This window comes from Roseateles saccharophilus (assembly GCF_004342485.1).
Lineage (GTDB): Bacteria > Pseudomonadota > Gammaproteobacteria > Burkholderiales > Burkholderiaceae_C > Pelomonas > Pelomonas saccharophila.
Window position 1 is genome coordinate 1 of sequence record NZ_SMBU01000068.1, and the last position, 13,254, is coordinate 13,254.

General features: G+C 66.0%; 10 protein-coding genes and 3 pseudogenes. 3 read left to right on the forward strand and 10 right to left on the reverse strand.

The features are described 5' to 3' along the window. The 3 genes from EV671_RS25835 to EV671_RS25845 form a co-directional block, all read right to left on the reverse strand. Window positions 1-190: Arm DNA-binding domain-containing protein (locus EV671_RS25835; RefSeq protein WP_243655891.1), on the reverse strand; the 190-nt coding region annotated here is incomplete at its 3' end. 723 nt (window positions 191-913) lie between these two features. Continuing rightward, the gene (locus tag EV671_RS25840; RefSeq protein WP_132576780.1) at window positions 914-1,786 is read right to left on the reverse strand and encodes a nucleotidyl transferase AbiEii/AbiGii toxin family protein; all 873 of its coding nucleotides are present in this window, start codon (window positions 1,784-1,786) and stop codon (window positions 914-916) included. After that, on the reverse strand, window positions 1,783-2,403 hold the full coding sequence (locus tag EV671_RS25845; protein ID WP_424511159.1) for a type IV toxin-antitoxin system AbiEi family antitoxin domain-containing protein: 621 nt from the start codon (window positions 2,401-2,403) through the stop codon (window positions 1,783-1,785). Before EV671_RS25845 ends, EV671_RS25840 begins: the two co-directional genes overlap by 4 nt. A gap of 186 nt (window positions 2,404-2,589) precedes the next feature. Between EV671_RS25845 and EV671_RS27635 the strand changes: the two genes are divergently transcribed. Then, window positions 2,590-2,739, forward strand: coding sequence for a hypothetical protein (locus EV671_RS27635; protein WP_243655892.1), 150 nt, complete (start codon window positions 2,590-2,592; stop codon window positions 2,737-2,739). A gap of 34 nt (window positions 2,740-2,773) precedes the next feature. On the opposite strand, the gene EV671_RS25855 is transcribed toward EV671_RS27635, so the two are convergent. Then, on the reverse strand, window positions 2,774-3,568 hold the full coding sequence (locus tag EV671_RS25855) for a phosphodiesterase (RefSeq protein WP_132576782.1): 795 nt from the start codon (window positions 3,566-3,568) through the stop codon (window positions 2,774-2,776). A gap of 95 nt (window positions 3,569-3,663) precedes the next feature. Then, window positions 3,664-4,257: pseudogene (gene epsC, locus EV671_RS25860) on the reverse strand (serine O-acetyltransferase EpsC); the annotation flags it as partial. A 54-nt stretch (window positions 4,258-4,311) separates the two neighbouring features. Here epsC and EV671_RS25865 point away from each other — a divergent pair. Next, window positions 4,312-5,574, forward strand: a pseudogene (locus EV671_RS25865) (IS256 family transposase). Between the two features lie 44 nt (window positions 5,575-5,618). On the opposite strand, the gene EV671_RS25870 reads toward EV671_RS25865, so the two are convergent. From EV671_RS25870 to EV671_RS25880, 3 genes are read right to left on the reverse strand one after another with little or no spacing between them, the layout of a single operon-like run. Then, window positions 5,619-5,996 carry a hypothetical protein gene (locus EV671_RS25870; protein ID WP_132576783.1) on the reverse strand — a complete coding sequence of 126 codons (378 nt, stop codon included), beginning with the start codon at window positions 5,994-5,996 and terminating at the stop codon, window positions 5,619-5,621. Between the two features lie 19 nt (window positions 5,997-6,015). Next, a complete protein-coding gene (locus tag EV671_RS25875; RefSeq protein WP_132576784.1) occupies window positions 6,016-6,582 on the reverse strand; it encodes a cysteine dioxygenase family protein in 567 nt (188 codons plus the stop codon). A gap of 26 nt (window positions 6,583-6,608) precedes the next feature. Then, a complete protein-coding gene (locus EV671_RS25880) occupies window positions 6,609-7,268 on the reverse strand; it encodes a peroxiredoxin (protein WP_132576785.1) in 660 nt (219 codons plus the stop codon). A 131-nt stretch (window positions 7,269-7,399) separates the two neighbouring features. On the opposite strand from EV671_RS25880, the gene EV671_RS25885 reads away from it, so the two are divergent. Beyond that, window positions 7,400-11,119, forward strand: a complete 3,720-nt coding sequence (locus tag EV671_RS25885) for a winged helix-turn-helix domain-containing protein (RefSeq protein WP_132576786.1) — start codon at window positions 7,400-7,402, stop codon at window positions 11,117-11,119. A 539-nt stretch (window positions 11,120-11,658) separates the two neighbouring features. Here EV671_RS25885 and EV671_RS25890 read toward each other — a convergent pair. Together EV671_RS25890 and EV671_RS25895 are read right to left on the reverse strand one after the other, a co-directional pair. Further along, window positions 11,659-12,510, reverse strand: a pseudogene (locus EV671_RS25890) (nucleotidyl transferase AbiEii/AbiGii toxin family protein). Next, the gene (locus tag EV671_RS25895; RefSeq protein WP_243655893.1) at window positions 12,507-13,145 is read right to left on the reverse strand and encodes a type IV toxin-antitoxin system AbiEi family antitoxin domain-containing protein; all 639 of its coding nucleotides are present in this window, start codon (window positions 13,143-13,145) and stop codon (window positions 12,507-12,509) included. Before EV671_RS25895 ends, EV671_RS25890 begins: the two are co-directional and overlap by 4 nt. Window positions 13,146-13,254: the final 109 nt, after the last annotated feature.

Genomic DNA, 13,254 nt, shown 5'->3' on the forward strand with positions numbered 1-13,254 from the left:
ATCGAATACTGACCTGGGGAGCGCCGTAGTGCCTGGTCATGGCCAAAACCGCCGTCTCACCGCCGAATAAGAGCGTTTCCTGACCGCCGCCAACAACCGCGACGTCCACGCCCTGTTGGATTTGCGCGCGGTCGCGCAGCGCCAGCTCGCGGGCCGTCCGCAGCGTGATCTCGGGGTGGCGGCCGAGCACCTTCTCCTTCTGGCGACCGCCGAAGCGATATCGGAGGATCCACGAGCCTTTGCCGGCCCGGGCGCCCGCCTAGGAGGCGACGAACATCAATCCGTCGCCGACGGATCGGTCGACGGGCCCGGCGCTCAGCCAGGATTTGAGCAGAAGATCAGAAACAGGCTTTGGTGTTGTTCCCACAGAACCTCCGTTGGGGGATCGATGGAGCGAGCCTCCGCTTGAGCTGCGGGAAACATGGACCAAGCAACGCTACCGGTGAACTACCCCATGAGATGGTTGCGCTTCGGGCCGCCGGTTTCCATGCCGTCCTGCGAAGCGCTACTGAAGATCGGCGGCGAATCGGGCGCCGTGCGGTGGCATGGTTGCCGAGAGCCGCGTGAGGGGCCTCGCGCCGGGGCATGCTACCGGCAGTTCACCCCACGGAAGCCGCGCGCTTCAGTGAGACGACCTGGGATGCCGTGATATTGACTACCGTTGCGGGTCTATGCGGAACATCGAACTACGGGACGACGCGAGACGCCGTGAGACGTTCATTCAATGTTTTGCACCTGAAGCTCGGGATCGGCTTCAAGGAGTTGATTTTTCAAGAGAACCTTCTGTGCAGCCCCTCTGAACCCGCCTATAAATCCGCCACCAAACGTGAGATTCCATGGCACTGCATGAGCGGGTTGCCAGACGGCCCGAGCAAGATCAAGCGAAGAGATTCTAGCGAACCGCTTCATCGGTTCATTGCGCCTCGTCGAAGAGCTTGCGCGCTCGATCCAGCGGATCGCGCAGCCTGGTCGCAAGGTCTTGCACGATGTCCGGCAACGGCTTCGGCGAGATCTCGTTCTTGAGCAGAAATGCCTTCCATATGGCCTGACGAGTCGAATCGTTCGCGAACTCATCGGTCAGTCCGATCGGCGGCTCGATAGGCACGTCCATGCCTCGACGCGAGAAGGTCGCAGCGATCGCCCTTGCCAGCAAAGCCGGGTCCAAGGTCTCGCGATCAAGCATGACCCAGAGGTCCAGGTAGTCCTTCATGCGACTGTTCGCCATGCCCAGCAGTGCGATGGCGTGCAGCTTCTCTGCGATGACGCTGTAGACCGGGTAGGTGCGCAGTTGCGGAGCGGGGAAGTCCGCGATCAAGACTGGGTATGCAGCGTGCACGGGTCCCGGCGTCACCGCGTCACCGAATCCGATGTCGACCTGCACCTTGCACCGCGCTCGCGCAAGCTCGGCGGTGAAAACGATCCGCGCGCCGGCGTAGCCTGCGTCTTTGCGAATCTCCTGGGCGGTCACGCTGGCCGGGTCGAACACGATGCCGTCGTCGGCTTCGATGGAGGCGATCTCCCGAAAGGTCTGCTCGAGCGATGCGAGATCACTGGCGCCGAAGCCCAGCAGGTCCATGTCGCGCGTGGGCCGGTGCGGCATGTCGTACCAGAGCGCGAACAACAGCGCGCCCTTGAGGAGGAAGTTCTCGGCGTGCGCCGAGCAGCTCATGCGGTACAGCAGGCGCTCGAGCGCGTACCGGACCAGCACGCCGTTGAAGTCCGAACCTTCGGCCTTCGCCAGGTTCAGCAGGCGCGCTCGAACCGAAGCGGCGAGATCCTTGCTCACGTGATCGCCTCCAGGTAGGGGCGCATCACGTTGGAGACACGGCAGATCTTGGCGTAGTGCCATAGGTCGTCGACGGAAGCCTTCTTCTGGGCCAGCGCGTCTTTCAGGGCCTCCAGGGCCACGTCCAGGCCAATCTTGTTGCGGTGCTTGAAGCAGTCGGCCACGGTCTTGGCGACGTTGTAGACACGCAGCTGCACCTGGTCACGCTCGAAGACCTCAACGCCCTCGGCGTAGCTCGCTCCGGTGAACTGGACCATCTTGATCGGGGGATGCTCGATGCGAGGGGCGTGGCTGCCGCGCGGCATGGCGATCCAGACCCGGCGCGGCAGCTGTGTCGTCAGTTCATGGAACTGCAACGCGGTGAGCAGGCAGAACACCGCCTGCGGTGCCTTGATCGCGACCGCGGTAAGACCCTGAAACTCCGACACGTCGGCCTCAGGCAGGCGATACAGGCCACGGCCAACTCGTTCCAGTTGCCCGCGGGCGGCGAGTCGGCTGAGCACGACCCGCGGCGCGCCGAGCACATCCAGATCGCCCGCGCGCAGCAGTCCCTTGGATCGCGCGAGCTCGAGGACGCGCTGAGGATGAGATTGCGGCGGCACGTTTGTTCCATTCATACGTCAGATAATTGTAATCGACGACGAAAAGGAACGCTTATCAAGCGACCCACCCACTGACCCCTGCCGCCTCCGACATGGCCCACGCCCGCTGATCGAAGACAACAGCCAAAAATCCAAAGCGACGACCTTGGCCTACCTGCGCGTCGGCTACAAGATCACCCAGACGTCAGGGTGGCGCTCGACGTGTTCAACCTGTTCGACCGCCAGGCGAGCGACATCGACTACTACTATGCGTCGCGACTGCCGGGCGAAGCCACCGGCAGCGTGAACGACATCCACTTCCATGCGGTCGAGCCGCGGAGCTCCAGGCTGACGCTGACCGCCAACTTCTGACATTCGACGGCTTGAGCCGTATTCGGGCCGGCGCTCACGCAAAGGGGTACGGCCCGGCGAACGTGCCAATGTGACTCAGGTGCGTGACGATGCCGTGGGCTTCATCCCACCAATGGAGCAAGCAGGCCGGAGGACCGATGTACGACATCGGCGCGGCATCGCTTCGCATCTGCAGCGCGATTTCGGTGGTGCTGCTGGGGCAAGAACAAACCATGGTTCCCGCCCAGCGCTTGAACATCACGCGATGAACGTGGCCGCTCAAGATCAGTTCGATGTTGGTGAAGCTCCGTAGCACCGATTCGAGCGGCGTCGGGTCCAGGTAGCGATACTTGTCCATGTACGGAATGCCGCTCATGAACGGTGGGTGGTGCAGCATCACGATGGTCGGTTTGGCGGTGTCCTGCTCGAAAGTTCGCCGAAGCCAAGTCAAGCCGTCGGGGTCGATGTCACCGTGGTGGAGCCCAGGCACGCAGGAGTCCAGTCCGACGATTCGCACCGGCTGTTCGTCGTGACAGAAGTGCTGCGGGCCTTCGCGCGGCAGGTAGGCATGGTCGGCAAACGCTTCGCGGAACTGCTCCCGGCGGTCGTGGTTGCCCGGAATGACGAGGTAGGGGAAATCAAGTCCGGCGAGCAAGCGGCGGACCATGGCGTATTCCTGCGGCCGACCTTCGTCCACGAGGTCCCCGGTCAGCAGCAGCAAATCAGGTCGTCGGTCCAACCCCTTCAAGTGCTGCAGGGCCTCGAAAAACATGCGATTGGAATCGACAAGCCCCTGATAGAGCTCGCCCTCGGGGCGGACATGCGGGTCGGAGATCTGCGCAATCAGCATTGGATCCCTTGATGCGTCAAGGGATGCAGCAGGATTCGTACCGCCTTCGTGCGATCAGGTCGGCGGCGGTGCGTGGCCGGGTTCTTCCGCCACGATCATCGGCCCATCCTCGCGATGGCTGTTATGTCGGCCCCGCCGGCGTGCTGCTGTGTGCTCGCCTGGGTGACATGGCTGTCCGCCGGCACGCGTTGCGTGAGCCACACGTTGCCGCCTATCGTCGAGCCACGCCCGATGGTGCCGCGGCCCAGAATGGTGGCACCCGCGTAGACGACGACGTCGTCCTCGAGGATGGGGTGCCGCGCCAGTCCCTTTTGCAAGTCGCCGTTGGCTTCCACGGGGAAGCGCTTGGCACCCAGCGTGACGGCCTGGTACAGGCGCACGCGTTCGCCGATCACTGCCGTCTCGCCGATGACGACGCCCGTGCCGTGATCGATGAAAAAGCCCGCGCCGATGCGCGCCCCCGGATGGATGTCGATGCCCGTTCGCGCATGCGCCAGCTCCGCAATGATGCGGGCCAGCAGCGGCACGCCCAGCGTGTAGAGCCGATACGCAAGCCGGTGATGGATTACCGCTGTGATGCTGGGGTAGCACAGCAGCACTTCATCGACACTGCGCGCTGCCGGGTCGCCGCGGCAGGCGGCGATCACGTCGGCGTCGATCTGCTCGCGGATCGAGGGCAGCGCCTGCGCGAGGCGTGTCAGAAAGTTTGTGTGTGAGGCATAGCATGTCGACTTGGAGCATGAATGCCACGCAAGAAGAAACCCGAGACCTCGGACAAGGCGGCGCAGCCGCAATTCTCAGCCGCTGCGCTTGAGCAGTTGATCCCCGGACCGGTGACGCCGGCCGAGCTGGAGAGCATCTTCCAGCAGTTCAAGAAGGCCGTGGTGGAGCGCGCGCTGGGCGCTGAGATGAGCCACCACCTGGGCTACGCGCCTGGGCAGTCCAAGCCCGAGGGCGCGTCCTCGAATCACCGCAACGGCAAGAGCACGAAGACCGTGCTGACCGACGTTGGGGCGCTGCGCATCGACGTTCCGCGCGACCGTGAGGGCACGTTCGAGCCGCAGCTCATCGGCAAGCACGAGCGGCGCTTCACGGGCTTTGACGACAAGATCCTGGCCATGTACGCCCGTGGCATGACGGTGCGAGAGATCCAGGGCTACCTGGCCGAGATGTACGCGGTGGACGTCTCGCCCGATCTCATCAGCCGCGTCACTGACGAGGTGATGAGCGAGGTCACGGCCTGGCAGACCCGGCCGCTGGAGACGATGTACCCGGTCGTGTTCTTCGACGCGCTGCGCGTGAAGATCCGCGAGGACGCCGTGGTGCGCTCCAAGGCCGTGTATCTGGCTCTGGGCGTGCTGCCGGACGGCACGCGCGACATCCTCGGGATCTGGATCGAGAACACCGAGGGCGCCAAGTTCTGGATGAAGGTCTTCAACGACTTGAAGACCCGCGGGGTCAACGACATCCTGATCGCCGTCACGGACGGCCTTAAAGGCATGCCAGAGGCGCTGGGCGCGGTGTTCCCGGCCACGACCCTGCAGACCTGCATCGTGCACCTGATCCGCAACAGCCTGGACTTCGCCAGTTGGAAGGACCGCAAGGCGCTAGCGGCGGCCATCAAGCCGATCTACACGGCCGTCAGCGCCGAGGCGGCGGAGCAGGCGCTGGGCGAGTTCGAGGCCGGTGCCTGGGGCCAGAGATTCCCCACCGTCGTCAGTGCGTAGCGACGGGCCTGGGACAAGGTGATTCCATTCTTCGCCTTCCCGCCCGAGGTCCGGCGCGTGATCTACACGACCAACGCCATTGAAAGCGTGAATGCGCGGCTGCGAAAAATCATCAAGACGCGCGGCCACTTCCCCAGCGATGACTCGGCCACGAAGCTGATCTGGCTGGCGCTACGCAACATCACCGAGGACTGGACTCGACCGACTCACCACTGGAAAGCCGCGATGAACCAGTTCGCGATCCTCTACGACGATCGATTCACGAGACCGGCGTCGTAGCATCCCAACCCGTCTTCACGAATTCAGTGAAGGCTCAACGAGCCTCACACACAGAAATTCGGACAGGCCCCCTGCGCGAACTGCCGCACGATGGAGTCCGCCTGCGCGTCGACGCCGTCGCCGTCGCGGCCGGCCAGGCGCGCGGCGTACCGCAGCTCCAGCCGCGCCTGCGCGAGCAAGGTCTGCAGCGCGAAGTCCAGCGTATGACCGACGAAAAAGTCCTCGCCTTCGCGCTTGAGCTGCGGCGGCCCGAGGCGCAACGGGAACAGAGCCGCGCTCAGCGCGTCCACGACCTGCGCCACCTGCGCGCGATCGGGCAGCTCCCGCATCCCGAGTTCCTGCGGGCGATGCTGCGCGCTGCGCCAGCGCTCGCGCGCATCGCGCAGCCCGGCGACCACACCGTCGAGTTCGAAAGCACTCATGTCGGCATCTCCTCGAGACTCAACTCTCGTTGTGCACCACGTCGACACGCCGGCGCGTGCCCGCGGCAACGTCGTAGGTGTTGAAGCTGTTCATGGTGCGGCCGTACAGGTGCAGGCTCACCGCGCGAGGCCTCTGCGCTGAAACGCCCGTCACGTGGATGTGGTCGGGGTTGGGCACAAAGCTCGTGACTGCGCCGCGCCCCAGGAGGATGACGCCGCCGCGCACGAGATGAATGCCTTCATCGGCCCCGCGGTCTGGCGACAGCCGCACATAGCTGCGTTCCTCCAGCACCCCCTTCAAGACGCCGACCACGCCCCAGCTGCCATGGTCGTGCACCGGCGTCCATTGCCCCGGCGACCACACCAGCGTGTAGAGCGAGAGGCTCGCATCCGGCGCGGCGTAGACGAGGTTGCGTGCATAGTGGTTCGGGTCGCTCCGATAGTGCCGCGGTTCGAGAAACGTCGGTGCTTGCTCGATGAGCTCGAGCATCAGCGGCGCGAGCGCCAGCACGCAATCGGCGGGGTCGCGATCGCGCGTATGCGCCGCAGCCTGTGAGACGAATGATTCGAGAGCAGACGAGGCCATATCCAATCCTTGCCGCATCGCGAACCTCAGCCCGGCTGCTTGACGACGCGCAGGTAGGGCTTGGGCGCCTTCCAGCCTTCGGGGAACATCTTCTTCGCGTCTTCGTCCGACACCGAGCCGGCGATGATCACGTCCTCGCCGTGGCGCCAGTTCACCGGCGTGGCCACCTTGTGCATCGCGGTGAGCTGCATCGAGTCGAGCACGCGCAGGATCTCGTCGAAGTTGCGGCCCGTCGTCATCGGGTAGGTCAGCATCAGCTTGATCTTCTTGTCCGGGCCGATGATGAAGACCGAGCGCACGGTCGCGTTGGTCGCCGCGGTGCGGCCCTCGGACGTGCCGGTCTCGTCGGCGGGCAGCATGTTGTAGAGCTTGGCGACCTGAAGGTCGCTGTCGCCGATCATCGGGTACCTGGGCAGGTGGCCCTGCGTTTCCTCGATGTCGTGGGCCCAGCGCTCGTGCGCGTCCACTGGGTCGACCGACAGGCCGATCAGCTTGGCATTGCGCTTGGTGAACTCGGGCTCGATCTTGGCCATGTAGCCGAGTTCGGTGGTGCACACCGGCGTGAAATCCTTCGGGTGCGAGAACAGGATGGCCCACTGGTTGCCGATCCATTCGTGGAAGCGGATCGGGCCGAGCGTGGTCTGGGCCTGGAAGTCGGGGGCGATGTCGTTGATACGCAGGGACATGATGGCTTGCTCCTTGAAGTGCACTTACTGGACTGACGAGGGGGTCGGTGGCCGGCCCAACAAGGGCCGGCGTGGAAGAATCGTAGGAGCGGGCCAGTCCGAAGTCCTGCATAAGATCTGATCGTTTTCTGGTGGATTCCTCAAAGGACCTCATGCCGCCGCGCCGCAGCTATCAGTTCGGTTCCTTTCGCCTCGATGCCGGCGGGCGGGTCTTGTACCGCGACGGCCAGCGCGTCGCGCTGACGCCCAAGGCGATCGATGTGCTGATCGCGCTGATCGAAGCGCGCGACCGGTCGGTCGGCAAGGACGAGCTGCTGCGCACGGTGTGGGCCGGCACCGTCGTCGAGGAGGGCAGCCTCACGTCGCATGTGTCCCTCCTGCGCAAGGCCCTCGGAGACGATAGCGGGCGCGATTTCATCGAGACGCTGCCCAAGCGCGGCTATCGCTTCATCGGGCAGGTCGTGCAGACCGCCCCGCCTGCCGGTCCCGCCGACATCGTTCCGCGCGCCGGGGCGGCGGACGCCCGCGCGCTGCTGGCCGTGCTGCCGTTCGAGCACCGCGGCGGCCTGGACGCACACCCGGACTTCGGCGACGGGTTGACTGAGGAAGTGCTCACCCAGCTGGCCCGGCTGAGGGCGCCGAGGCTGGGCCTCGTCGCGACGGGCGACGAGACGGCCGTATCGCATCGGCTCGAAGGCAGCGTCCGGGGGGCCGGCGATCGGGTGCGCATCAGTGTCCAGCTCGTTCGACCGAGCGACAGGCACCCGCTGTGGGCCGAGAGCTACGAGCGCCCGCTGCGGGACGTGCTGGCGCTCCAGTCCGATATCGCCCGGGCGATCGTGCTCGAGGTTAAGGGCCAGCTGGCGCCGCTGCGCACGCTCACGTTCCTGTTGGTGGCCATGGAAGAAGGTGCTGCGTTGGGCGAGGCGGAGGCGGGCCAGGCCACCCGCCAGGACGCGCTGCTGCGCGAGGCGATCGCGCGCCACGGTGGGCGGATGCTGCGTGCCGTCGAGGATGCGTTGTGCTTCGTGTTCCCGCAGGCGGGCGGCGCTGTGGGTGCAGTGGTGGAGGCCCAACGGACACTCTTTGACGAACCGTGGGAACGGGCAGTCCGTCCCGTGCGCATGGGGGTGCACTCCGGGACGGTCGAGGACGCTGACGACGGCGAGCTGGGCGGACCGACGGTGGCGCGCGCGGCGCGCGTGGTGGCGGCTGCGCAGGGCGGCCAGATCCTCGTGACCGCCGCCACCCTGGCTCTGCTGGACGAGGCCGCGCCGCCGGGCGGCGAGTGGCGCGACCTCGGCGACCACACGCTGCGCGGCTTCGTCCGACCCGAGCGGCTGTACCAGCTCACCGTCGCGGGCCTGCGCTCGGAGTTCCCGCCCATCCGCACCCCGGAGGCGATGCGCACCAACCTGCCACCCTCGCTGACGATGTTCGTCGGGCGACAGCAGGCGTTGGCGCAGCTGCGCGAGCTGTTGCGCCGATCGCGCATGGTCACGCTGACCGGGGCGGGCGGCGTCGGCAAGACCCGGCTGTCGCTGGAGGCCGCCGGCCTGCTCGTCGATGACTTCCCCGACGGCGTCTGGCTGGTCGAACTGGCGAGCCTGGCCGATGCGGCGCTCGTGCCCCGCGTCATCGCGTCGGCGCTCGGCGCTCGCGGCGATGGCGACACGCCGCCCATGACGCTGATCCAGGCCAGGCTGCGGGGCAAGCGCGTGCTGCTGGTGCTCGACAACTGCGAGCACGTTCTCGACGAGGCCGCGCAGGTCGCCCAGACGCTGCTGCGCGCGCTGCCCCAGACCCAGCTACTGGCCACCAGCCGGCAGGCGCTCGGCGTCGAGGGCGAAACCGTCTTTCGTGTGCCTTCGCTCACCCTGCCTGGGTCCAACGAGATGTCATCGGCGACCCCGCCCGACGTCCTCGCCAGCGAGGCCGGACAGCTGTTCGTCGAGCGGGCGGCCGCCGTACAGCCCGACTTTGCGCTGACCGACCGCAACGCCGCCGCCGTCGCGCAACTGTGCCGCCGGCTCGATGGCATCCCGCTGGCGATCGAGCTCGCCACCGCGCGGCTCACGGCCCTGTCGGTCGAAGAGGTCGCCCAACGCCTCGACGACCGCTTCAGCCTGCTCACCGGCGGCCTGCGCACGGCCTTGCCGCGGCAGCGCACGTTGCGAGCGCTGGTGGACTGGAGCTACGAGCTGCTCCCCGGTTCCGAGCGAGCCGTGCTCGATGCGCTGGCGGTGTTCGCCGGCGGCTTTTCGCTCGAAGCCGCGGAACGTGTCTGTGCGGACGGCGCGGAGGGCGACACGAGCGTGTTCGATGCCATCGGGCAGCTGGCGGCGAAGTCCCTGCTGATTGCCGAGATGCACGACGGCAGCGGCACCCGTTATCGGCTGCTCGAGACGATCCGGCAATACGCCGGGGAGAAGCTCATAGAAGGCGGTCGAGCCGAGACGGTGCGGCAGCGCCACTTCGACCACTTCGTGGACCTGGCCACCACGGGCGCGAGCGCCCTGGGCGGGCCGACGGCCCTCGAATGGCTGGACCGGCTCGAGGCGGAACACGACAACCTGCGCGCCGCGCTCGACTGGTCGGGTGGCACCGATCCCGCGGGCTACGCGCGGCTCGCCGGAGCGTTGCGGCTTTTCTGGGATATCCGTGGCCATTACACCGAAGGCTGGATGCGACTCGGGCGGGCGCTGGCCCTGCACACTGCGCGCGACCATGTGCGCCTTCATGCGCTGATCGGGGCGGGCCAAGCCGCCCACCGGCTCGCTCATGAACAGCGCAGCGATGATCTCCTCAACGAGGCCACTGCACTGGCACAGGAACTCGGCAGCATTGGCAGCGAAGCGGAAGCAACGCTGTGCCTGGCTGATGTCCGCAAGTTCTCGCCAGCAGGCCCCGACGCCTCGGAACCGCTTCTCCTGCGCGGACTGCCTCTCGCGAGAGCGGCCGGCGACCACCGGCTCGAAACGCTCATCCTCACGGAACTCGGGGAAGCCGCCAAGTTGCGGGGCCAATATGCCAAGGCGCAAAGCCTGTTCCTGGAGAGCGTGAAATGCGGCAGCGATGCAGGGTGCGTGATCGACACCCCAACGGCCCTTCACCATGCCGGTCAGTGTGCCCTGGAACAGCTCGACTTCGCGGCTGCGCGACGCCTCCTAGGCGATGCCTTGGTCCAGCATCGGCGAAACGGCAATCAGCATGACGCCGCGCAGACCTTGAACAATCTGGGGCAACTGGCGCTGAACGAACACCGACTGGACGAGGCCCGCGCACTGTCTTCGGAAAGCCTGCGCATTTTTCGCGGGCTGCACGATCCGAAGTGCAGTGCGAAAACGGCCATCGTCCATGCCACCGTGCTCAATGCCATAGGCGATGGGGTGGCGGCGCTCCCCCATGCGGAATCCGCCGCCGAGACATATCGCGGCCTCGCCTTACCACAGTACCGGGCGCGAGCACTCTGCACGGTGGGGTGTATCCACGCCTCGCTGGGCCAGGCCGACGCCGCGCGGCGAGCCTTGTTCGACGGGCTCGCCGAACAGCAGCGCGCCGGGCGCGATGCTGGGCTGCCGGACCTGTTGGAGATGATCGCGGTGACGCATGCGGACGACCCGCTCGCGGCGCAGTTGCTGGGCACCGCCACGGCGCTGCGCGAGCGATTGAACATCCCCCTCCTGCCATCCGAGCGCACGCAGTGCGAACGCCGGCATGCGGACGTGCGCGCGAGGCATACCGAGGCGGCGTTCGAGCGTGCGTTTGCACTCGGGAACACCCGGACGCGCGACGACGCCATCCGGAGCGCATTCGCACTGCAGCGTCGCTTGCCGAACGAAACGTCGTGATGGTTGCCGGTCAAGGCTGGAGCTACCGCTTTACGGCTAAACACCGACTGACCGCTAGTGTCGGCGTCGAATCCGGCGCCGTGCGGTGGCATACGCACGTGGAGCCCGCGAGGCTCTGCGCGAGAACCAGGCCACGGGGACATGCTATCGACAGTTCACCCCACGGACTACGTGCGCTTCAGTGAGACGCCCTGGAACTCCGTGACGTTGACTGCCGCCGAGGGTTTGCGCCAAACATCGAACTGCGGGACGGCGTGAGACGCCGTGGGAGGTTCATTCAATGTTTTGCACCTGAACCTCGTGGTCGAGGCCAAGTCGTTGATACCGATGGAGCCCGGATCTCATGCTGGTCGCGAACCCAACGAAATACCCAACGTGAAACATGAGCTTTGGTGACACGTGAAGGGACTATCGAAGAGGTCGTCTCAGCGAAGCACAAAACAGTTTACCAGCGGCACTCTCGACAAGAGCGGTTGGGTCGAGCAAGGCTTAACTGTCGAGACGAGGCCTGAGCGAAGGGCTGTCGGTCGTGGTCCTGATCACTCCTCGGCGAATCCGTATTGCAGGGCGCGCCCGCGCACATAGCGAATCACCTCTGCCAAGTCCATCATGTCGAGCTGGTTCTTCCTGAGGAATGCCTTCCACTGGACCTGTTTGGTGGCATCTTCGGCGAATGCCTCGCTGAGGCCGATGGGCAGCGTGGCGGGCATCGGCGTCTGTCGACGAGAGAAGGTTGCCTCGATCGCGCTGTGCAGCTCCGCATCGTCCAGCGTTGCATCGTGCAGCAGCACCCACAGGTCGAAGAAATCCTTCATGCGGCTGTTGGTCATGCCGAGGACGGTCACGGCGTGCAGCTTCTCGGCGACGACCGTCGCCTTGGGGTAGGCACGCAATGCTGGTGCGGGAACGTCGGCAAGCAGGGTCGGGTACGTGACCGGCTGGGCCGCGGGTGTGACCGCGTCGCCGAATCCGATGTCGATCTGCAAGGCCAGCCGAGCGCCGTCGAGGGCGGCGCGCAGGTCGATGCGCACGCCACCGTAGCCTGCGTCCTTGCGGATCTAGGCGCCGGCAACCGACTCAGGGTCGAATACGATGCCGTCATCCACGGTAATGCGGCAGATGGATCGGAACACGCCGACCATCGTGGGGACGTCGTCGGGGCCGAAGCCCAGCAGGTCGGCGTCGCGCGTCGGGCGGTGCGGATGGCCGTACCAGAGCTGAAAGAGGAGGGCACCCTTGAGTAGGAAGTTTGGTGCGTGCTCGGAGACGGATAGCCTGTATAGGAGCCGTTCCAGGCCGTACCGGGTCAGGGTGAGGTTGAAATCCTGTTTCGATGTCGCCGGGTGCTGCTTGAGCCGTGCACGGATCGACGCCGCTCGGTTCGCGCTCATGCCGTGATCGCCTCGATGTAGGGACGCATCACGTTGGCCACGCGCCCACTCGTGGCGTGGCGCCACAGGTCGTCGAGCGTGAACTTGCGCTGGCGCCAGCCGTCGCGCAGCGCTTCGAGGGCGACGTCCAGGCCGATCTTGTTGCGGAACCTGAAGCAGTCCACGACGGTCCGGGCCGCGTTGAAGACGGGCACCTTGACGCCGTCGATGGTGCGTTTCTCGACACCCTCGGCAAGGGCTGCGTCGGACATGCGGACGACGCGGATTGCGGGCTGGTCTAGACGCGGCGTCACCATGTGCTGCGGAATCGCGATCCAGACCTCGAACGGGGCCTGGGTGCCGATCTCGTGGACGCGCAGCGCCGACAGCAGGCACACCACGCCCTTCGGTACGCGTGCCGAGACTTCGGCGAGCGAACGGTGTTCGCTGGTCTTTGCGCCGGGAATGCCGTACAGCCCACGGGCCACGCGCTCGAGCTTGCCGGCCTGCACGAGGCGCGTCAGCGCGATGGTCGGTAGACCGTGCTGGGTCACTTCACGGGCGCGCAGCAGCTTGCGCGTGCGTGCGAGGCGCAGCACTTGCTGTTCGTGGCTCGTGGCGCTTACTGCAGGGCTCGCCTTCATGATGGCGCTCATTCTGTTGCCTAGTCCCCCGATGGCCACCCCAAACTGCTCCACTCGTGGCCACCCAAACTGCTCCGGGCAGGACGCAGGGATTATGTGGGGTCCGAGGTGATGAGCAGGC

Bases quoted from the DNA above. Each gene is read 5' to 3' on its own strand.
- EV671_RS25845 (WP_424511159.1), bottom strand. From the start codon at position 2,403: ATGAATGGAACAAACGTGCCGCCGCAATCTCATCCTCAGCGCGTCCTC.
- EV671_RS25895 (WP_243655893.1), bottom strand. From the start codon at position 13,145: ATGAGCGCCATCATGAAGGCGAGCCCTGCAGTAAGCGCCACGAGCCAC.
- EV671_RS25875 (WP_132576784.1), bottom strand. From the start codon at position 6,582: ATGGCCTCGTCTGCTCTCGAATCATTCGTCTCACAGGCTGCGGCGCAT.
- EV671_RS25855 (WP_132576782.1), bottom strand. From the start codon at position 3,568: ATGCTGATTGCGCAGATCTCCGACCCGCATGTCCGCCCCGAGGGCGAG.
- EV671_RS25870 (WP_132576783.1), bottom strand. From the start codon at position 5,996: ATGAGTGCTTTCGAACTCGACGGTGTGGTCGCCGGGCTGCGCGATGCG.
- EV671_RS25880 (WP_132576785.1), bottom strand. From the start codon at position 7,268: ATGTCCCTGCGTATCAACGACATCGCCCCCGACTTCCAGGCCCAGACC.